Source organism: Hymenobacter sp. CRA2 (assembly GCF_002007105.1).
Classification (GTDB): Bacteria; Bacteroidota; Bacteroidia; order Cytophagales; family Hymenobacteraceae; genus Solirubrum.
Genome location: NZ_MVBC01000003.1, coordinates 127,010 through 146,795, shown reverse-complemented (window position 1 = coordinate 146,795; position 19,786 = coordinate 127,010). Strand labels below are relative to the sequence as shown.

Sequence of the window (19,786 nt, the reverse complement as noted above, 5' to 3'; positions counted from 1 at the left end):
CGGGCGCTAATGCGTTCAAACGCCGCCTATTGCAGTAGCTGCGCTTGATGAACTCAGCGGTTCTTGCTGCTTTTTCCCACGTACTTGCTGGTAGATTCGAGCACGGCCTTTTGCGCTTCGTACAGCTTATCCGAAGCCCCAATACGGGCAGTGTAACGTTGCATTTCTTTGTTTACGTGCTTTAGGCTAGCCTTTACCTCGTCGCGGAGCGCGTTTGAGTCCTTAGTCATTTCTTGGCTAGCGGCAGTGGCAGTCAGGCGGTTAAAATCCATTACTGCTTTGGCTAGCTGATCACCGGCCGCTATTTTCTCGGCTTTGGCCGCCTCCAGAATGATTTGGTTGGCCGCGGCTTGATCGAATGCATCCTTGGCCAGCATCTCATCGAGGCGGCTGACCGAAAGAGGAGCCGTAGCGGGTGGGGCTGAGGCAATGTCAAACTCCAGCAGATGGCTGGTGAGCACGGTAAGATTCTTGCCGTACGCCGCCAGTTGCCCTGCCAACTGAGCGTTATCGTGCTGGTTCCACCAGGAGTTGCTCAGCAGGTCCTGGCTAATGCCATGCCAGTCCGCGTGGGCCTTCGGCGAGAGGCGGCGTGCATGCAGGGCGTTGAACACCTGCCCGGGCAGAAACACCTCGCTGTAGTTTTGCACGCTCAGCTGGGTAAGCAGCTTGGCGTCTTCCTGCTGTTGGGCCTCCGCCTGCTGCGCATCCGCGGCCGGATGCTCCTGGCGCTTGCGTTGCAGCTCCTGCGTTAAGCGTGCCAGTTTTTCATTGGCTTTCTGCTCAGACTCCTCTTGTAGGGCCTGCGCCCGCTCCAATTGCTGCTGGGTGGGCACGGGCCGCAGCAGTACGGCCTGCTGCGACCGTGCAACAGTGGCCTGTTGCTGGTTACGAAATTGCTGCTGCTGAAAAAGCATGCTCTGCTGAGCCTGCATCCGCTGGAACGTCTGGTGAGCCTGCTGCTGGCTGCGTTGCTGTACTTGGTAGGGGGTAGGGCTGATGCGGGGTGGGGCAGGGGTGTAGCTTGGGCGATACTGGGCCACGCACTGCAGCGGTAAAAGCAGTAGGAGTAAAGAAAACTTCATAGAAAAATCGAGTCAGGGTCAAAAGATACTACTTAACCCGGGGCCGGAGTAGGTTCAGCGCATAAAATGGTCGCGCGCACATCGACCAGGGTGCGTCTGAAAAGCCGGTTTGAGGTTATTGAATGTCATGTTTCGACAAGCGGCCGCCAGATGAAGCGTGGTCAGCCTGGGGTTTTAGATGGATAATGCCTGATTATAAGCTGCGTGGTCGGTTAGGCAACAGCCGTGCGGTCGATCCTCTTTTGCAGGCGTGCCCTGCTAGGCTTACGAGGAAAAAGTAGCGACCCGCACCGAAACCCGTCGTCGTCTGCCGCCCCGCCCAACTCTTTCCCTACCTTTGTTTCCCGTTATGCCAGACCGAACCCCCACTTCCACGGCTGCCACTACGGCCAAGTTCATTTTTGTCACGGGCGGCGTGACCTCCTCGCTGGGCAAAGGCATCATTTCGGCCTCCCTGGCCAAGCTGCTGCAAGCCCGCGGCTTCCGGGTCACCATCCAGAAGTTCGACCCCTACATCAACATCGACCCCGGCACGCTCAACCCCTACGAACACGGGGAGTGCTACGTGACCGACGACGGGGCCGAAACCGACCTGGACCTGGGCCACTACGAGCGGTTCCTGAACGTGCCCACCTCGCAGGCCAACAACGTGACCACCGGCCGCATCTACGACTCTGTGATTCGCAAGGAGCGCGAGGGCGCCTACCTCGGCAAGACCGTGCAGGTCGTGCCCCACATCACCGACGAGATTAAGCGACGCATGCTGCTGCTGGGCCAGAAAGGCGAGTTCGACGTGGTCATCACCGAAATCGGCGGCTGCATCGGCGACATCGAGTCCTTGCCCTTCGTGGAGGCCGTGCGCCAGCTGCGCTGGGAATTGCCCCCGACGGATTCCCTGGTCATTCACCTCACGCTGCTGCCCTACCTGGCCGCGGCCAAGGAGCTGAAAACCAAGCCCACCCAGCACTCGGTGCGCGACCTGCGCGAAGCCGGCCTGCAGCCCGACATCCTGGTGTGCCGCTCCGAGCACTCCATCCCGGCCGAGATGCGCAAGAAGATTGCCCTGTTCTGCAACGTGCAGGTCAACTCCGTCATCGAGTCGCTCGACGCCGACAGCATTTACTCTGTGCCGCTGCTCATGCGCAAGGAAAAGCTGGACGAGCGCGTCATCAAGAAAATGAAGCTGGTAGGCGGCGCGCAGGAGCCGGACCTCGATGTTTGGAAAGATTTCCTCGGCCGCCTCAAGAATCCCACGGAGGAAGTTACCGTGGCCCTCGTCGGCAAGTACGTGGAGCTGCCCGATGCCTACAAGTCCATCCTGGAGGCCTTTGTGCACGCCGGCGCCCAGAACGAGTGCAAGGTGACGGTGCGCATGATTCAGTCGGAGCATATTTCGGCCGAAACCGTGGCCCAGCAGCTGCACGGCGCCGATGGCGTGCTGGTGGCGCCGGGCTTCGGGGAGCGGGGCTTCGAGGGCAAGCTGGCCGCCATCCGCTACGTGCGGGAGGCGGGCATTCCGTTCTTCGGCATTTGCCTGGGCATGCAGTGCGCCGTGGTCGAATTTGCCCGCAACGTGCTGGGCCTGCACGGCGCCAATTCCACCGAAATGGACGCTGCCACGCCCTACCCGGTCATCGGGCTGATGGAAGAGCAGAAAACTATCACCCAGAAGGGCGGTACCATGCGCCTGGGCTCCTACGTGTGCGAGCTGCGCAAGGGCTCAAAGGCCGCTAAGGCCTACGGCGCCAACCGCATCGAGGAGCGCCACCGCCACCGCTACGAATTCAACAACGAGTTCCTGCAGCAGTTCGAAGCCGCGGGCATGGTTGCCTCGGGCCTGAACCCCGACACCGGGCTGGTGGAAATGGTGGAGCTGCGCGACCACCCGTGGTTTGTGGCCGGGCAGTTTCACCCCGAGCTGAAGAGCACCGTGCAGGCGCCGCACCCGCTGTTCGTGCGCTTCGTGCGCGCCGCCATTCAGCACCACAAGCAGCAGGTGGCCGTGGCGTAAGCCGCTGGCAGAACGACCCAATAATCAGAACGTCATTCCGAGCGAAGTCGAGGAATCTCGCCTGCTTGGTCGGATAGCAACTTCAGTCGTTGAGTTTGCTACCTGATGCCAGCACGCGAGATTCCTCGACTTCGCTCGGAATGACGTTCTGCTGTTAATGCTCTGGCGTTGACGTTCTTTTTTGGCGGGCACCTATCGTCGCGTAACCCTTGCGGCGGTCAATTTGGCATGCCGCCCGGGCTGCGCGCGGTTGTTGCAGACGCGGCCCCGCCGTGCAGTTCGCGGCGGGTGTAGTCACTTCACTGATTACCACGTACTTTTGCGGCTCCATTTGTTGGCGCTGAACTGCTTAGGCGGCGCTAACTGCTTTTTACCCAATACCTAATCCATTCATGGATAAGAATCAGGCCACGGGCCTCATGCTCATTTCGGCCCTGCTGCTGGCGTACCTGTTCTTCTTCAAGCCCAAGGCCGAAGAACAAGCCAAGCAAGCCGAGAAACCGGCCGCTGCGGCTGCCGCCCAACCCGCCGCGGCGCCCGCTCCGCTCGACTCGGCCGCTACTGTGCGCCTGCTTGGCGCTTTTGCCGCCGCCGGCCAGGGCCAGGAGCAGAATGTGGAGCTGCGCAACAACAAGCTGAGCGTGGCGCTGAGCACCCGTGGCGGCCGCCCGCAGGTGGTGCTGCTGGAAGGCGAAAAGACCTTCAAGGGCCAGCCGCTGTACCTGCTCGACAAGCAGAGCGCCGACATCGACGTGCAGGTGCCCACCTCCGACGGGCGCCGCGTGAAGCTCAGCAGCCTCTATTTCCAGCCCTCGGCCGTGACGCCGGTGACGGAAAACGGCAAGAAGGGTCAGCGCGTGCAGTTGACGGCTGAAGTGGCCCCCGGCCAGCAGATTCAGCAGACCTACACCCTCTACGACGACTCGTACCAGCTGGGCTACAACCTGAAGCTGGTGGGCCTCAACGGCCTCGTGACGGCCGATCCGCTGACCTACACCTGGGTCGACCACGTGCGGCAGACCGAGCAGAGCGCCAAGCAGAACCGCAGCCACACCACCATCAACTACTACCTGGCCGAAGACGACCTGGGCTCCATTGCCGAGGCCAGCGAGAAGCCCGAAGAGCAGACGGCCCCCGGCCCGGTGAAGTGGATCGGCCACAAGCACGACTTCTTCACGGCCGGCCTCATTGCCGAGAAGCAGTTCCCGAGCGGCAAGTTCAACTCGAACGTCAACATCGCCGACTCTACGTTCCTCAAGACGCTGCAGAGCACCGTGCAGATTCCCGCCGCCGATGTGCAGTCGGCTACGGGTGCCAGCTTCCAGTACTACTTCGGCCCGAACTCGTTTCCCATCCTGAAAGACGTAGCGCCGCACTTCGAGCGCAACGTGTACCTGGGCTGGGGCATCTTCCGCTACGTCAACCGCTTCCTGGTTATCCCGGTTTTCAGCTTCCTGGAGCAGTACATCGGCAACTACGGCCTGATCATCGTGCTGCTGGTGGTGCTCATCAAGCTGCTGTTCTGGCCCCTGGTATACAAGTCCTACCTCTCGCAGGCCAAGATGCGCGTGCTCAAGCCGGAAATCGACCAGATCAAGGAGAAGTACGGCGACGACCAGATGAAGGTGCAGCAGGAGACGATGAAGCTCTACCAGAGCACCGGCTCCAGCCCGCTGGCCGGCTGCTTGCCCATGCTGGCTACGCTGCCCGTACTGCTGGCCCTGTTCCAGTTCTTCCCCAACGCCATTGAGCTGCGCGGCGAGTCGTTCCTGTGGGCCAAGGACCTGAGTACCTACGACGCGCCCATCCTGCTGCCGTTTACGCTGCCGTTCCTGGGCAACCACATCAGCCTGTTCACGGTGATGATGACCATCTCGACGCTGCTGATGACCTGGCAGAGCAACCAGATGAACCCGGCCGCCATGCAGGGCCCGATGAAGATGTACAGCTACCTGATGCCGCTGATTTTCTTCTTCGTGCTGAACGACTACCCGGCCGGCCTCACCTGGTACTACTTCGTATCGAACGTGGTAACCTTCGCCCAGCAGGCCATTACCCGCCGCTTCGTCGACGAAGACAAGCTGCACGCCCAGCTGCAGGCCAACAAGGAGAAGAACAAGGATAAGAAACCCGCAGGCTTCCAGGCCCGCCTAGCCGAAGCCATGAAGAACGCCCAGGAGCGCGAGGCCGAAGCCCGCAAGAGCGGTCAGCAAGCCAAGAAGAAATAATTTTTTGCTTCTGATTCAATGACTTAAAAGCCTTCTGGTGTCAACCGGAAGGCTTTTTTGTGCCCGAATATTAGCTACTTGCCGTATTGGTCCGCTTTTTGGAAACAAGCCCTCCGAACCCTTCTCTCAGTAAGTTATTATGAACTCATCCTTACGCCCATTGGCGCTGGCCGCCCTGCTGCTTGGCACGTTGCCGGCCTGCACCGTGAATTATTACGTGGGCGGCCGCCGCACCGCGCCGCAGCCCAGTTACGACTACGACTATCCGGTCCCGGCACCCGGGCCAGTAGTCATTAACGGCCCGGTGCGTACCCCACCGCCCGTGCGCACACCCCCCCCGCCGGTACGGACGCCGCCCAGCGCGCCGCCCGTTCGTACCCCACCTACGCGTCCGCCGCGCAACCCTCCGGTAGGGCATACGCCCGCGCCCGGCAACCCTACCCACAGCCCAACCACGCCCAACCCGGCGCCGGGCCAGGGCAATGGCGGCGTGCTGCTGCCCACGGCGCCGCCTAAGCCAGCACCGCCCATACGCAACGAGCCGCCGGTAAAGGCCCCAGCCCCCGAACAACCCACGAACGGTACCATACTGCTGCCGACGGCTCCGCCGAAGCCGGCGCCCACCACGCCGCCCATCAAAACCAGCCCGGAGCAGCCTGGCACCGGCGGGGTGCTGTTGCCGACGGCCCCGCCCAAGCCCGCACCCACAGCTCCGGCGTCGGAAGTGCCGCCCACCCGGCAGCCCGACCTGCTGCCTACGGCCCCACCCAAACGGGCCCGCGTAGACGAAGTACCGGCTCCGGAGGCACCGGTTTCGCAACCGGTCCTGCTGCCCACCGCGCCGCCTAAGCGCGCCGAAGTGGAGCCCACGCGCAGCACCGAGGCTGCCCCAGCCGAAAGCGGCGCGGGCACTCCGCAGCTCCCGACGGCCCCGCCTAAACGCGCCCGCGTGGGCGAGAAGGAGGGCGGCCTGGGTTTTGAGTTGGGCGCGCCGGCCCAGTCGGCCGGCGCGCCCGCCTTCGTCTTCCGCAAAACACCGTGCCTGGGCCCGTGCCCGCACTTCGAAGCCAGCATCTACGCCGATGGCCGCGTGCACTACGTGGGCTACCGCAACGTGCCGAAAGTAGGTACCTACGAGCTGCGCCTGGCCGTCGAAACTGTGCGTGACATGATGCGCCAGGCCGACGAGGTAGGCTTCGGCAACCTGCAAAGCCAGTACCTGAGTGGCGTTACCGATATGCCCTCCACGTTTGTGACTTACAACTGCCCCGGCCAGCCGGGCAAAACCGTGCAAGTGGAGCAGGAAGCACCCGCCGAGCTAGCCAGCCTGCTCACTTTCATCAACAACGAGATTGAACGTATCAGCGGTGGCACCGGCGCTGCCGAAAACTAACGGCCCCGACTCCGGCAAGCAAAACGCCCGGCCATGCAGATGGTCGGGCGTTTTGCTGTTTATGGGGGCTAAGCCTAGTCCTTCCAGACGCGCTCCAGCACCAGTTGATTCATCGGGTTGGGGGTGAGTCCGTGCACGTTGTTCTGCGTCAGGCGCACTACCTGGTCGTAGTACAAAGGGATGACGGGTACGTCGCGCACCACGAGGCGGTCCATGGCCTGGTACAGGGCCCAGCGGCGTCGGTCGTCGCGCTCCAGCTTGGCTTGTTCGTAGAGGCGGTCGTACTCCGGGTTTTTGTAGTGCGTTTTGTTGGGGCCGGCGGGGCTGAAGTTAGGGCCGTAGAACAGCGCCAGGTAGTTTTCCGCGTCGGGGTAGTCGCCCAGCCAGCTTTTGGTGAAGAAGGCCACGCGGCCGTTGTCCACCACTTCCTGCTGCGCTGCCGACTGGTTCACGTCGATATTGACCTGCACGCCGACTTCGGCCCACTTCTTCTGCAGATACTCGCACACTTCCTTGCGCTCCGCCACCGTGGTCAGGGTCAGCGTCAGAGGCTTGCCCGGGCCGTAGCCCGCCTGCCGCAGCAGCTGCCGGGCCTTATCGGGCTGAAATGAGTAGCCCGGCACGTCTTTCTCGCTGAACGAGGGCAGCGACGACGGCACGAAGCCAGAGCTGCCCGGCACACCCACGTTGTTGAGGAAGTAGGCCAGCATCTCGGGCTTGTTCAGGGCGTAGTTCAGGGCCTGCCGCACGCGTCGGTCGCGTAGGGCGGGCTGGTCGGCGGCGCCGCGCAGGTTGGTGGGGTCCTGCTGAATGCCGAGGTACTCCGTGTTCAGGTACGGTACTTTCTCGAAGCGAAACTTGCCGGCAAAGTCCTCGCGCACCTGCCCGTTGGGGTACAGAATCAGGTCGCGGGAGCCGGCCCGGATGCCCGAAAGAAAGTCCAGCTTGCCTTGCTGAAAAGTCAGAAACTCCGATTTGCGGTCGGCAATAAAGCTGATCTGCACCGCGTCGAGGTAGGGCAGGGGCTTGCCCTGGGCGTCACGGCGCCAGTAGTGCGGGTTGCGGTGGTACACAATGGCCGAGCCTTCGTCCCAGCGCTTGAACACGAACGGGCCCGTACCCACGGGATGCTCGCGGAAGTCCTTGCCGTAGCGCTGCACCGCCTCCTGAGGCACCACGTAGGCGTAGGGCATCGTCAGAATGCCCAAAAACGGGATGAACGGCTCCTTCAGGTAAATACGCACCGTGGAGTCATTCGCGGCCACAAACGCCGTATCAGACGGCTCCCCATCGGGCTTTTCCAGGATTTTGCCGCGAAAAATCCAGCCGCCAGGGCTGGCCGTGGGCTTGTCGAGGATGCGGCGGAAGGAGTATACCACGTCCTGCGCCTTTACTTCGCGGCCCTTGCCGCCGGCAAATACCTCCGAATCGTGAAAGTGCACGCCGCGGCGCAGCACGAAGGTGTAGGTCTTGCCGTCGGGGCTGATGCTGTAGCGGCGGGCCAGGGCCGGGCCGGGGCGCAAAGAGTCGTCCAGCTCCACCAAGCCGTTGTAGAGCTGGGTCACGGCCCAAATGTTGGCCTGATTGCGGGCAAAAGCCGGGTCAAGCGAGGTCAGGGCCTCCGGCTGGTTGTAGCGGAACACGCGCCGCGCGTCGGCCGGCTTATCGGCCGAGCCGCAGCCCGCTAAAAAACTTAGGCTGAGCCCCAGCAGTATGCCGGCGCCGGAGGATGTCGAAGAACCCTGAACACGGCCCAAACGGGCCAAAAAGCGGGGCATGCGAACGGGAAAGAGGTGTATATTTGTAGCAAAGTACGGCGAAATCCGCGGGCTGCCGCGGCCGTATACAGTAGCTAACCTCGTCGCATGGAACTTACTTATTACGGCCACGCCAGCTTTGGCCTGCAAGTGGGCGGCTCCCACCTGCTGTTCGACCCCTTCATCCGGCCCAATCCCTTGGCCAAGGAAGTGAACGTGGAAGAAATCCAAGCCGACTACATTCTGCTCTCCCACGGCCACGGTGACCACGTCGCCGACGTGGAGGAAATCGGCCAGCGCACGGGCGCCGAGCTGGTGGCCATTGCCGAAGTAGCCGGCTGGTTTGGGCAAAAAGGTCTGAAAGCCAGCTACCCGATGAACATCGGTGGCAAGGTGAAGCTGCCCTTCGGCACCGTGAAGATGGTGGCCGCGCTGCACAGTTCCTCCATGCCCGATGGCTCGTACGGCGGCATTGCGGCGGGTTTCGTCATCGAAAGCGGCGAAGGCACCCTGTACTACGCCGGCGACACGGCCCTGACCTACGACCTCAAGCTCATCGGCGAGCAGCATAAGGTGGACGTGGCCCTGCTGCCCATCGGCGACAACTACACCATGGGCATCGACGACGCGCTGACCGCGGCCAAGTGGGTAGGCGCCAGGAAGGTCATCGGCATGCACTTCGATACCTTCCCGGTTATTGCCATCGACCACGCCGAGGCACTGCGCAAAGCCGAAGCGGCCGGCATCGAGCTGGTGCTGCCGACCATCGGCCAAACGATTAACTTGTAAAGTCGTCGGGCGTTATTTGTCAGTTGGCAGTTTCTTACCTTCGAAGACTGAACACTGACACCGGACACCGGACCACTGTCAACTAGAACGAAATGGGTAAAATCATTGCGGTAGCAAACCAGAAAGGCGGCGTGGGCAAAACCACCTCGTCCATCAACCTGGCGGCCTCGCTGGCGGCGCTGGAATACCGCACCCTGCTGGTCGACGCCGACCCGCAGGCCAATGCTACCTCCGGCGTCGGCTTTGACCCGAAGGACATTCAGCACAGCATTTACGAGTGCATGGTCGACGGCATCAACGCCCAGGACATCATCCTGCAGACCAACATTCTGCCGCACCTGGATCTGATGCCCTCGCACATCGACCTCGTCGGGGCCGAAGTGGAGATGATCAACCTGCCCAACCGGGAAGAGAAGATGAAGGTGGCGCTGGAGCCCATTGCCGACCAGTACGACTTCATCATCATCGACTGCTCCCCCTCGCTGGGCCTCATCACGGTAAATGCCCTGACGGCGGCCAACTCGGTTATTATCCCGGTGCAGTGCGAGTACTTCGCCCTGGAAGGCCTGGGTAAGCTGCTGAATACCATTAAGATCATTCAGAGCCGCCTGAACCCACAGCTAGAAATCGAGGGCATCCTGCTCACGATGTACGACGTGCGCCTGCGCCTCTCCAACCAAGTGGTGGAAGAGGTGAAGCTGCACTTCCAGCAGCTCGTGTTCGACACGATCATTCCGCGCAACGTGAAGCTGTCCGAGTCGCCGAGCTTCGGCATTCCGGTTATCCTGCACGACGCCGAGAGCAAGGGCTCGATCAGCTACCTGAATCTGGCCCGCGAAATCGTGGAGAAAAACATCGTGGCCGGCGGCCCGGCCTACGCCGAAGACGACGCCGCGTAAGCGGTAGCTCAAGCCCGAAACGCCCGCGGCGCCCCGAACCGAAATCCGGTCCGGGGCGCCGCGGGCGTTTCGGACCGGTGAGTTTTGCGCCGGCCACTGCGGCGGGCTACGGACTGGGACATGCCCACGAAGTATTTAGCTATTAGCATGAAAGCGAGCCGGAATGTGCCGCGCTGCTGGTAAGGCTGCCGCAGAAACTGTAAATTCATGCCGCCGCGGATTTACCCAATAAGTTCGCCGACGTCCATCGACCCGATGGAGCCGATTTTTTCGGTGCCTTTACTTTAAACTCCTCATCCCGTGCGTAGCCTGATACTCTGCTCGCTGGTGGCCGGGCTCAGCTCCGGAAGTGCTCTGTTGGCTGATGCGGCCTCATTGGTCCCGGCCAGCACCATTGGCCTGTTGCAGCCGATGCGGTTGCCGGTGCAGCCCGTCCAAACAGCCGGGACTGGCTTGACGGCCAGCTACTTCTCCAACGGCACGCTGGCCGGAGCTCCCGTGGTGCGCCGCCTGGACCCGTCGCTTGACTTTCAGTGGGGCAAGGGCGCCCCGGCCCCCGGCGTGCCCGAAGATAACTTCTCCATTCGGTGGGAAGGCCTGCTGGCGGCTCCTTCCACGGGCAGCTACCGCTTCGTACCCAAGACCACCGGCGAGGTACGCCTGTGGGTGAACGGGGTGAAGGTGCTCGACACCTGGAACGGCAACAAGAAAGGCAGCGAAGGCTCGGTGAGCCTCGCGGCAGGGGAGAAGACGTCCATCAAGCTGGAGTTTGCCGCCGGTGAAGGCGACGCCCGCTTTCAGCTGCAGTGGATGCCCCCCGGGCAAGCGCCGCAGCTCATCCCCACCAGCTACCTCTACCCGTTAGGCTCGCCCACCACGCCCGACCCCGTAATGCCGGCTGCTCCGGTAGCAGCAGCTCCTGTGGCCCCGGCCGCTCCTGCCAAGGCCGAGCCCAAAGTAGCCAAAGCCGCCGCGGAAGCCGATAAAGCCGAAGCCAAGGTGGCCAAAGCCGAAACCAAAGTGGCTAAGGCCGAGAACAAGGTAGCCCAGGCGGAAACCAAAGTAGCCAAGGCCGAAACCAAAGCCGACAAGGCCAGCGCCAAGGTAGCCAAGGTGGAGACGGATGCGGCCAAAGCTGGCGACGAAGCAGCTCCGGCCATTGTGGAGCCCGGCGTGTACATCCTGACCTCACGCACGACCGGCAAGCCGCTGGAGGTGCTGGACCCCGCCCGCCCCAACAGCCGCGCTTATCAGGCCGCTGGCCTTACGCCGGTGGAAGCCGCCAAAACGGCCCCGCAGTGGCGCATCGAAAGCCTGGGCAACGGCTACTACCGCCTGTTGGTGCCCGGCAACAACAAAGTGCTGGAAGTGCTGGGCAGCTCTACCTCCAACGGCACGGCCATGAACGTGTGGACCTACTACAGCGGCAACAACCAGCTGTGGCGCATCGAGCCCACCGAGCACGGTTACTACAAGCTGCTGGCCAAGCACAGCAACAAGGCCCTGAGCGTGCGCGACTCGGTGGACGGCGTGGTGCAGTGGCGCTACAGCGGCAAGGAAGGCCAGATGTGGAAGCTGACCCCGGTGCAGGAAGAAGCGCCCGCCCCGCTGATTATGGCCGGTGCCCGTCCGGGCGTGGGCGCCAACAAGATGAGCATCTACCCCAACCCCAGCAACGGCGTGGTGCAGCTGCGCTACGAGCTGCCCGAGGAAATTCCCACGGGCTGGGTGCTCTACAACCAGAACGGCGCCCCGGTGCGCGTGTCAGACTACCGCCGCCAGTCGGCCGGGCCGCACCACCAGACGCTGGACTTCACCGGCCTGCCCGCCGGCGACTACAACCTGCGCATGACCGTAGGCACCGTGACCACGCGCGAGCAGCTGCAGCTGCGCAAGTCGTCGGCCCCGGAGGCCGGCGCGCCGGCTCCGGCTGGGGAGTAGCTTATTATCGGTCATCAAACGCACAACGGGCGGCCCTGCTACCAGGGCCGCCCGTTGTGCGTTTGAGTTGATTAGGCATCAGGCGGTAGTTTATAGTGGAGACTTATAAGTCTGATCCACCTGTGTAAAGTACTTGTCGAGCAGGATATAGGCCGCCTGAGTAGTAAACAGTTCATCTAGCGGGTGCAGCGTGGCATCGGGTACCAGTTGTGGCCCGTTGCGGCGTAGCAGCTGAGCCACGCCGCGTTTTAGTACTGCCGGCTCGAATGGCCCCTGCATGTTGTCCAGTACGTCCAAGCAGGCCACTACCGGCTCGCCGGGGTCGGTGCTGCGAAGCAGGAGGCGCACGAAAAACTGCAGATGACGGGTGCAGTCGTAGGCGCTACAGGCCCAGATGAAGTTGGCCGTGTAGCCCACGTTGGCAGGGTCGGCAATGGCCCGCATTAAGGGCCGCAGCACGCGCTCATCCTTCACGGTTTCGAACACCCGGCTAATAAAGTACTTGGTTTCGAAGTGAGGCGTAGCCGCCAGCCGCTTCATTAGCAGTCCGACGGCCTGCTTCCGCGGCTGTTCCAGCTCGTGCAGTACCTGCACGAATTCCCCGGCCAGCGCGGTATTGCCGGCGGCCTGGGCCTCGCGCAGGTACTGCTGCGCCCGTTGACGGTGGGTCAGTCGCTTCTTCGTCATGCTAATACAGCACCCGGAACTTAATCGTGTGCTCCACCGCGCGCAGGGCCTGAATCACGTCCTGGTCGTACTGCCGGTTCACGTCGGTAATCACGTAGCCGATGTGCTCGTTGGTTTTCAGGTACTGGCCGAGGATGTTCACTTGGTGCTCGGCCAGCACGTTGTTGATGCGGGCCAGTACGCCGGGCACGTTGGCGTGGATGTGGATGAGGCGGTGCGCCTCCAGCTGCGCCGGCAACTGAATGTTGGGCAGATTTACGCTCTGCTGCGTATTGCCGGTATTGATGTACTGCATGATGCGCTCCGGCACGAACTCGGCAATGTTGCGCTGGGCCTCGGCCGTGCTGCCGCCGATGTGGGGCGTGAGCAGCACGTTCGAGAGGCCGCGCAGCTCGTTCTCAAACGTCTCGTTATTGGTTTTGGGCTCGTAGGGAAACACGTCCACCGCCGCGCCGCCCAGGTGGCCGTTGCGCAGGGCCGCTGCCAGGGCCGGCACGTCCACCACGTGGCCGCGGGCGTTGTTGATGAGCAGGGCGCCGGGCTTCATCAGGGCCAGCTCCTCGGCCCCGATGAGGGCAGTGTTTTCCTTGCGCCCGTCCACGTGCAGGGTCACGATGTCGGCCTGTTGCAGCAGCTCCGGCAGGGTGCGGCATTTCACAACGTTACCCAGCTGCAGCTTTTCGGCAATGTCGAAGTAGAGCACCTGCATACCCAGGTTTTCGGCCAGCACCGACAGCTGCGCGCCGATGTTGCCGTAGCCCACAATGCCCAGCTTCTTGCCGCGCACCTCGAAGGCCCCGGCGGCCGACTTGTCCCACTCGCCGCGGTGCATCTTCTCGCTCTTGACGGGCAGGCGGCGCGCCAACGCGATGATTTCGCTGATGGTCAGCTCTACCACCGAGCGGGTGTTGGAGAAGGGAGCGTTGAACACGGCAATGCCGCGCTGCATGCAGCCGACAAGGTCAATTTGGTTGGTACCAATGCAGAAGGCGCCCACGGCAATGAGGCGGTTGGCCCGCTCCAGCACCCGCGGCGTCACCTGCGTCTTCGAGCGGATACCCAGGATGCTCACGCCCTCGATGCGCTGCATCAGCTCCTCTTCATCGAGGCCGCCCGGCACGATTTCCACTTGGTAGCCTTCTTCGCGGAACAGCCGCTCGGCGGTGGGTTCGATGTTTTCGAGCAGCAGGGCCTTGATGCGGTTCTTGGGGTAGGAGAGGGTCATCGGAAGCTTATTCTGGTAGAGAAACTCGTCGAAGGTGGGGGCCACCTGGTCGGCGTTGGCCACCACGGCGGGGCGGCTCACGTTTTCGGTGAAGGCGTAGAAGCGCGCGGCCAGGCCGGCCTCGCGGATCTGGTAATCGGTGATGCCGTCGCCGAGCACGTAGACTTCGGCGCCTTCCAGGCCCAGTTGCTCGAGCTGCCGGATCTTGCCGCCGTCCTGGCTAAGCGGGTTGGTGGGGTCGAAGCCGGTGATGTTGCCGTCGGCGTCGAAGGTGAAGGTATTGGCCAGCACCTGCTCGGGCGGAATGCCGAACTCGGCCACCACCGGCTCGATAAACTCCCGAAAGCCGCTGCTGACGATATACACGCGGTCGGCGTGCTGGTGGAAAAAGCTCTGGTTGCGCCGGATGCTGTCCGTAACCTTGGTGCGCAGGTGCTGCACCAGCTCGGCGAGGTGCTCCCGGCGGGCCGAAAGCAGGGCCACCCGGCGCTTCAGCGACTCGCTGAACGAGAGGGAGCCGTCCATACCCGCGTCGGTCAGGGCTTTGATGTCGGCCACAACCCGGGCCCGCTCGGGGCGGCCGCGCAGGGCAATGTCGGCTAGTTCATCCAGGGCTTCTACCTGGGTAAACGTGCTGTCGAAGTCGATGACGAGGTAAGGCAGGGCAGCGGTAGTCATGGCCGCAATATCGGACAGAACCGCGGGCAAATGACCCCGATATGCCCTAAACCCGGCAGTATCCAAATTTTCGCTCCAAAGTACACCTACTCAGGTTGCTTCTCTTTACCTCCTACTACCATGCCTGCCACCCCCGAGCGCGTCGAGTTTGTGTTGGAATCGGTCACGCACCACGGCTTTGCCGATGAGGTAGAGGAGCTGACGCTGCACACCAATGCCGGGGATTTGCCGGCGCGCCTGCACGCCGCGCCGCCGGGCGCACCGGCCGTGGTGTGGGTCGGCGGGGCTGGCGGCGGGCTCGACGGCCCGGCTTGGGGTATGTACCCGCGGCTGGCCACCCAACTGGCGGCCGTGGGTATTGCTTCCCTGCGCCTGCACTACCGGCATCCCAATGAGCTGGAGGACTGCGTGATGGATACGCTGCTGGCCGTGGAGTACCTGGTGCAGCAACACGGCTGCCCGGCGGTGGCGCTGGTGGGGCACTCTTTCGGGGGCGCCGTGGTCATCACCGCCGGGGCTCTCAGCGACGACGTGACGGCCGTGGTGGCCATGAGCAGCTAGACGTACGGCACGCGCCTGGCGCCGCAGGTAAGCCCGCGCCCGTTGCTCCTGGTGCACGGCACCGCCGACGAAATTTTGCCCGACGATTGTTCGCGCAACATCTATCAGCGGGCCCGGGAGCCCAAAGAATTGCGCCTGTACCCGGGCTGCCGGCACGGGCTGGATGAGTGCCGGCAGCAGGTTGATGGCGACGTGGTGGCGTGGCTGACGCAGCGACTGAGCCCGCCGCGGTAATACCCGGCGCGCATTTTGGGGGCCATGCAACCGCGCCCGCGCAGTTGGGCTCGGTTCTTCAAGAGCAGCGTAGCTGCTCAGTCATCTTTTAGCTGTTCAGGATGCGTTATTTCTTACTCCTACCGGGGCTGCTCACGCTGTGGGCTGCTGGCCCGGCGCAGGCCCAAACCTTCGAAACCTCCGTGCACCTGACGGGCGGTGGCTTTAATTTTCGGGGTAACTCGGCCGTGCGCGAAACCGTCCTCATCTCGGTGCGTACGGCCGACAACGACGGCTACACCAACAACCCGTACGGCGCACGGCCGGGGTTTTCGTACGGAGCGGCGCTGCAGTTGCAGCGGGTTACCAAAAGCCGCCTGCTGCTGGGGCTGCAGGCCGGGTACGAGCGGCTGCGTAGCCGCGTCGACCTCATCCTGATCGGCGGACCCTGGGATGATAACCTGGCTAACATCAAGGGGAAAACCACGCTCACCAACGAATTCGTCAACGCCCACCCTTTCGTGGGGCGCCGCTTTGGGCTGGGCAATGTAGACCTGGACCTGAGCGCCGGTGCCGACCTGGGCTTGCTGTTCTACAGCAGGGAGAAAGGCCGGGCCACGGATGAAAACGGCCGGGTGTACAGCGTCGACCAGGGCCGCGACCAGCCCGCGCTGGATGCCCGCGCCCGGCTGGACCTGACCGCCTATTATCAGCGCTTTGGGTTGGCGCTGAGTTACTCGCACGGCCTGAGCAACTACCGCCGCGACTGGGTGGGCGGCGTCAACGACGCCTACGCGCAGGTGTGGCGCGCGGGCGTGGTGTACCGCCTCCAGTAGACCAACACGGACTAACGCAAAAACACCCGGCCGCCCATCCAAGGGGCAACCGGGTGTTTTTGCTGAGTACGGCTTGAGCCGCACAAGCTTAGTCGTTGGCTTTGGCCTTCGACTTGCGGCGCTTGTCTTTCACTTTCACGTCATCGGTGCGGGGCGAAACGGTGCCCTGCGTAACACCGGTGCCGCCTTGCGTTTGGATGCTGCTGCCACCGCCCGTGGTGGTCGATTCCACCGTCGTGGTGGTCGTTTCGGTGGTCGTGGCCGGGGTGGGCTGCGTCATTACCGGGGCCGGGGTCACGGTAGTTTGCGTTTGCGTCGGGGTAGTCGTGGTTTGCTGCGTGGTCGTGGTGGTACGGGTTTGGGCGTTGGCCGCTACGGTACCGGTGACGAGGAGGGCAGCAAGAACGAGGAGCTTTTTCATGGGAGTTGAGTCGTTTAGTGAAACCATCCCGCTCGGCCGTGGGAAGCCGAACAGTAGTTTGCCTTAAACGTGGCTCCGCAGCAAGGGTTGAGTTTGCGGGTGGTTTGGCTAGCTCAGCACCGCTAAGTTGGGCCTGAATTTTGGCGTTGCACTGAGCCTGGAAACCCGCCTGAACCACTGCAGTGTCAGCTTGTATTTGTGAAAAAATAACCTGGTAGCGGTGCTGGTAAATAGTTGTAAATAAGAAGAATGTAGAAAAAGCCTGGGCCCCGTCAGCCATGACGGGCCCAGGCGTTGAAATCAATTTCAGTTGGGCTGGCTAGCGGGCCGAAGTGTGAGCCGCCTTACGACGCGGGTCGTAGTGCACGCCGCCGAACAGGTAGAGCATGATGGCGCGCGAGTAGCGGAACACCAGCGGCGTGGTGAGCAGCGTCACCACCGCCACCGACATGACGTACACCCACAGGTCCGGGTCGCCAGCCAGGTAATAGAGCAGCACGCCCGTCACGGCAAAAATGGCCACGGCAAAGGCAAAGCTGATGTACATGGCGCCGTAGTAGAAACCGGGTTCGGGCTCGTAGGTCTGCCCGCACACGGGGCACTGCCCGGGCATATCCGAAAACTTGGTGATGTTCCAGGCCGAATGCGTGAACAGCGGGCCCTCGTGGCAGTGGGGGCAACGCAGCTGCAGCAAAGCCAGGGCGGAAGAATCAGTAGTAGCCATGAGCGTAAAATCGGGTTAGGTCCGGAGCGGCCGCCCCACGCCGCAGCGCCGGGCAGAGCTATATCGTACGGCAAAAGTACCCCAGTGGTGCTCCACAGTAGTGGACTACTTGGTGGGAGTTCTGGCACAAATCACCGCTGCTGGCGGAATGCCTCGGGCGTGCGGCCGGTGTACTTGCGGAAGTAACGCCCGAAGTACGACGGATCGGTGAAGCCCAGCTCGTAGGCTACTTCGGCCACCGACAACGCCGTGGTGGCGAGCAGGCGCTGGGCTTCCACTACCACCCGTTCGTGAATCAGGGTGCTGGCCGTCTTGTTGAGCACGCGGCGGCAGATGGCGTTCAGGTGGTTGGCCGTCAGGTGCAGCTGAGCGGCGTAGTCCTGCACGGTGCGCATGGTGCGGTAGTACTGATTCAGTAGGGCGCCGAACTGCCGGATTTGTTGCAGGGCCAGATTGCCGCCGCCCGCCGGAGCCGCCGGGAAGTGCCGCGCCGCCAGCTCCAGGCACAAGTGAAGGTAGGAGCGGATGATTTCGGCTTGGTGAGGAAAGGCGGTGGTGCTTTCGGCGTAAAGGCGGGCCAGCAGCGGGTGCAGCTCCGGCTCGTCGGGAGCCGGGAGGTAGAGCACGGGCGGGTGGGCACCGGTAAAAAACGGGTACTCGTAGAGCCGCGGGCCGGGGTAGCGGAACAGGTAAAACTCGGCGTCGAAGAACACCACGTAGCCGCGCACTTCGGGGGGCAGCTGCCAGTGGTGTACCTGCCCCGGCGCCAGAAAAAACACGCTTCCGGGGCGCAGCTCGTAGCTCACCTGGTCGATGGTGTGCGTGCCGTAGCCGGCCTCGATGTACACCAGCAGGTAGAAGTCGTGGGCGTGCGGCTCGCGCACGTGCGGAAACCGCGCCAGGTGCACTTCCAGGCGCTCCACGTAATAAGGCCGGCGGGCCGCGGGCTGCGGAAACGCGGCCAGATCAAAAACGGGTGGGGCAGGGGACTTCATGGCGCAAAACGGGCCCTAAAGCTAGCCGCTACGTTCCGACTCTGCACCGGCCGCCCACTCGCCCGGGCGAAGCCCGCGGGAGCGGGCCGCGGCGCCGCCGCCGGAGCCAGCTTCTTGCTGTACCTTCGCCGCGTCGTTCGGCCCTGCGTATAGCGGTAGTCAAGCATCTGATTGCCATTGTTATCGTTGTTGCCGACGGCCTGATTCCTGCTCCATGCTCTCTTTTTCTGTTGCCGCGCCGCGTTGGCGGGCGGGCTGCCTTTCCTTTTGCCTGGGTTTGCTGATGCTGACCACGCCTGCCACTGCGCAGAAGACGCCCGCGCCGGTGGTGCCGCGTACGCGCACCTTCGCCTTCGATTACCAGACCACCGTGGCTGCCGCGCCGGCCGGGGCCAAAACCCTGGACCTGTGGCTGCCCGTGCCCCACGCCGATGCCTCGCAGGACGTCACGGGCCTGCAGATTGAGTGCCCGTTTCCCTACCGCGTGGAGGCTGGCCAATACGGCAACCAGATGCTGCACCTGCGGGTGGCGCCGCCCGCCGCGTCCTCTACCGTGGCTCTGCACTGCCGCGTTACGCGTCGGGAGCACATCAACCCGCTGCTGCCCAAGGTAACCGGCCGCAAAAAAGCCGCCGAGCCCGCCGACCCGAACATGGGCCGCTGGCTGGCCCCCGACCGCCTCGTGCCCCTCGACGACTCCATCCGCCTCTGGGCCCGGCGCGTGGTGGCCCAGGCCCACGCCAGCACCGAACTGGAGCAGGCCCGCGCCATCTACAACCACGTGGTGAGCACCGTGACGTATGACAAGAGCGGGCAGGGCTGGGGCCGCGGCGACATCTACTACGCCTGCGACGCCCGCCGCGGCAACTGCACCGATTTCCACGCCGTGTTCATCGGCTACTGCCGGGCCCTGGGCATTCCAGCCCGTTTTAGCATCGGCTTCCCGCTGCCGCCCGAGCGTGGCTCGGGGGAGGTGAAGGGCTACCACTGCTGGGCCGAGTTCTACACCAGGCAAACCGGCTGGGTGCCCATCGACGCCTCCGAAGCGGCCAAGAACCCCGACAAGCGCGAGTACTTCTTCGGCCACCACGACGAAAACCGCGTGGAGCTGACCCGCGGCCGCGACCTGGTGCTGACGCCCGCCCAGCAGGGCGAGCCGCTGAACTACTTCGTGTACCCCTACGCCGAGGTGGATGGGCAGGCCTACCCCGGCCTCACCAACCAGTTCCGCTACCGCGACGCGACGGAGTAAACTGCCTAAAGGCGCATGGAGTGGCCTTCAGTGCAATTTTCTCTTTGCTGCTCACAGTCAAGGCGTTTGGCTGGTGGTTTAAGCATGGGGG

Annotated in this window: 17 protein-coding genes; 10 read left to right on the top strand and 7 right to left on the bottom strand. The window is 63.2% G+C overall.

Going from position 1 to position 19,786, the window contains the following annotated elements; translation table 11 throughout:
* Positions 1-53: 53 nt before the first annotated feature.
* Positions 54-1,085: a hypothetical protein gene (locus tag B0919_RS06980; protein ID WP_078011515.1), complete on the bottom strand. Its 1,032-nt coding sequence runs from the start codon at positions 1,083-1,085 to the stop codon at positions 54-56.
* Between the two features lie 349 nt (positions 1,086-1,434).
* Here B0919_RS06980 and B0919_RS06975 point away from each other — a divergent pair, with 349 nt between their 5' ends.
* The 3 genes from B0919_RS06975 (at position 1,435) to B0919_RS25165 (ending at position 6,717) form a co-directional block, all read left to right on the top strand.
* The gene (locus B0919_RS06975; protein ID WP_078011514.1) at positions 1,435-3,096 is read left to right on the top strand and encodes a CTP synthase; all 1,662 of its coding nucleotides are present in this window, start codon (positions 1,435-1,437) and stop codon (positions 3,094-3,096) included.
* Positions 3,097-3,488: 392 nt separating this feature from the next.
* Positions 3,489-5,324 carry a membrane protein insertase YidC gene (gene yidC, locus B0919_RS06970; protein ID WP_078011513.1) on the top strand — a complete coding sequence of 612 codons (1,836 nt, stop codon included), beginning with the start codon at positions 3,489-3,491 and terminating at the stop codon, positions 5,322-5,324.
* Positions 5,325-5,463: 139 nt separating this feature from the next.
* The gene (locus B0919_RS25165; RefSeq protein ID WP_176132909.1) at positions 5,464-6,717 is read left to right on the top strand and encodes a DUF6438 domain-containing protein; all 1,254 of its coding nucleotides are present in this window, start codon (positions 5,464-5,466) and stop codon (positions 6,715-6,717) included.
* Between the two features lie 74 nt (positions 6,718-6,791).
* Here B0919_RS25165 and B0919_RS06960 read toward each other — a convergent pair whose 3' ends face one another.
* Positions 6,792-8,495 carry an ABC transporter substrate-binding protein gene (locus B0919_RS06960; protein ID WP_078011511.1) on the bottom strand — a complete coding sequence of 568 codons (1,704 nt, stop codon included), beginning with the start codon at positions 8,493-8,495 and terminating at the stop codon, positions 6,792-6,794.
* Positions 8,496-8,582: 87 nt separating this feature from the next.
* On the opposite strand from B0919_RS06960, the gene B0919_RS06955 reads away from it, so the two are divergent.
* From B0919_RS06955 to B0919_RS06945, 3 genes are all read left to right on the top strand, one after another.
* On the top strand, positions 8,583-9,263 hold the full coding sequence (locus B0919_RS06955) for a metal-dependent hydrolase (RefSeq protein WP_078011510.1): 681 nt from the start codon (positions 8,583-8,585) through the stop codon (positions 9,261-9,263).
* A 92-nt stretch (positions 9,264-9,355) separates the two neighbouring features.
* Positions 9,356-10,162, top strand: a complete 807-nt coding sequence (locus tag B0919_RS06950; RefSeq protein ID WP_078011509.1) for a ParA family protein — start codon at positions 9,356-9,358, stop codon at positions 10,160-10,162.
* Between the two features lie 300 nt (positions 10,163-10,462).
* Positions 10,463-12,103 carry a PA14 domain-containing protein gene (locus tag B0919_RS06945; RefSeq protein ID WP_139361965.1) on the top strand — a complete coding sequence of 547 codons (1,641 nt, stop codon included), beginning with the start codon at positions 10,463-10,465 and terminating at the stop codon, positions 12,101-12,103.
* A gap of 90 nt (positions 12,104-12,193) precedes the next feature.
* Here the strand turns inward: B0919_RS06945 and B0919_RS06940 are convergent, their stop codons facing one another.
* Entirely contained in the window at positions 12,194-12,790 is a 597-nt protein-coding gene (locus B0919_RS06940; protein ID WP_078011507.1) for a hypothetical protein, read from the bottom strand.
* Position 12,791: 1 nt separating this feature from the next.
* Positions 12,792-14,693 carry a phosphoglycerate dehydrogenase gene (serA, locus tag B0919_RS06935; protein ID WP_078011506.1) on the bottom strand — a complete coding sequence of 634 codons (1,902 nt, stop codon included), beginning with the start codon at positions 14,691-14,693 and terminating at the stop codon, positions 12,792-12,794.
* Between the two features lie 120 nt (positions 14,694-14,813).
* On the opposite strand from serA, the gene B0919_RS06930 reads away from it, so the two are divergent.
* From B0919_RS06930 to B0919_RS06920, 3 genes are all read left to right on the top strand, one after another.
* Complete coding sequence (locus tag B0919_RS06930) at positions 14,814-15,254, top strand: alpha/beta hydrolase (RefSeq protein WP_078011505.1); 441 nt, start codon at positions 14,814-14,816, stop codon at positions 15,252-15,254.
* 42 nt (positions 15,255-15,296) lie between these two features.
* Positions 15,297-15,488: an alpha/beta hydrolase gene (locus B0919_RS06925; RefSeq protein WP_176132907.1), complete on the top strand. Its 192-nt coding sequence runs from the start codon at positions 15,297-15,299 to the stop codon at positions 15,486-15,488.
* 101 nt (positions 15,489-15,589) lie between these two features.
* Positions 15,590-16,303 carry a hypothetical protein gene (locus B0919_RS06920; RefSeq protein WP_078011503.1) on the top strand — a complete coding sequence of 238 codons (714 nt, stop codon included), beginning with the start codon at positions 15,590-15,592 and terminating at the stop codon, positions 16,301-16,303.
* Between the two features lie 88 nt (positions 16,304-16,391).
* On the opposite strand, the gene B0919_RS06915 is transcribed toward B0919_RS06920, so the two are convergent.
* The 3 genes from B0919_RS06915 to B0919_RS06905 all read right to left on the bottom strand — a co-directional run bounded on the left by B0919_RS06915 (position 16,392) and on the right by B0919_RS06905 (position 18,443).
* Entirely contained in the window at positions 16,392-16,724 is a 333-nt protein-coding gene (locus tag B0919_RS06915) for a hypothetical protein (RefSeq protein ID WP_078011502.1), read from the bottom strand.
* A 319-nt stretch (positions 16,725-17,043) separates the two neighbouring features.
* Positions 17,044-17,448 carry a DUF983 domain-containing protein gene (locus tag B0919_RS06910; RefSeq protein ID WP_254846507.1) on the bottom strand — a complete coding sequence of 135 codons (405 nt, stop codon included), beginning with the start codon at positions 17,446-17,448 and terminating at the stop codon, positions 17,044-17,046.
* Between the two features lie 131 nt (positions 17,449-17,579).
* Positions 17,580-18,443, bottom strand: coding sequence for a helix-turn-helix domain-containing protein (locus tag B0919_RS06905; RefSeq protein WP_078011501.1), 864 nt, complete (start codon positions 18,441-18,443; stop codon positions 17,580-17,582).
* Between the two features lie 283 nt (positions 18,444-18,726).
* Between B0919_RS06905 and B0919_RS06900 the strand changes: the two genes are divergently transcribed.
* Entirely contained in the window at positions 18,727-19,695 is a 969-nt protein-coding gene (locus tag B0919_RS06900; RefSeq protein WP_139361978.1) for a transglutaminase-like domain-containing protein, read from the top strand.
* The last annotated feature ends 91 nt before the right edge of the window (positions 19,696-19,786 follow it).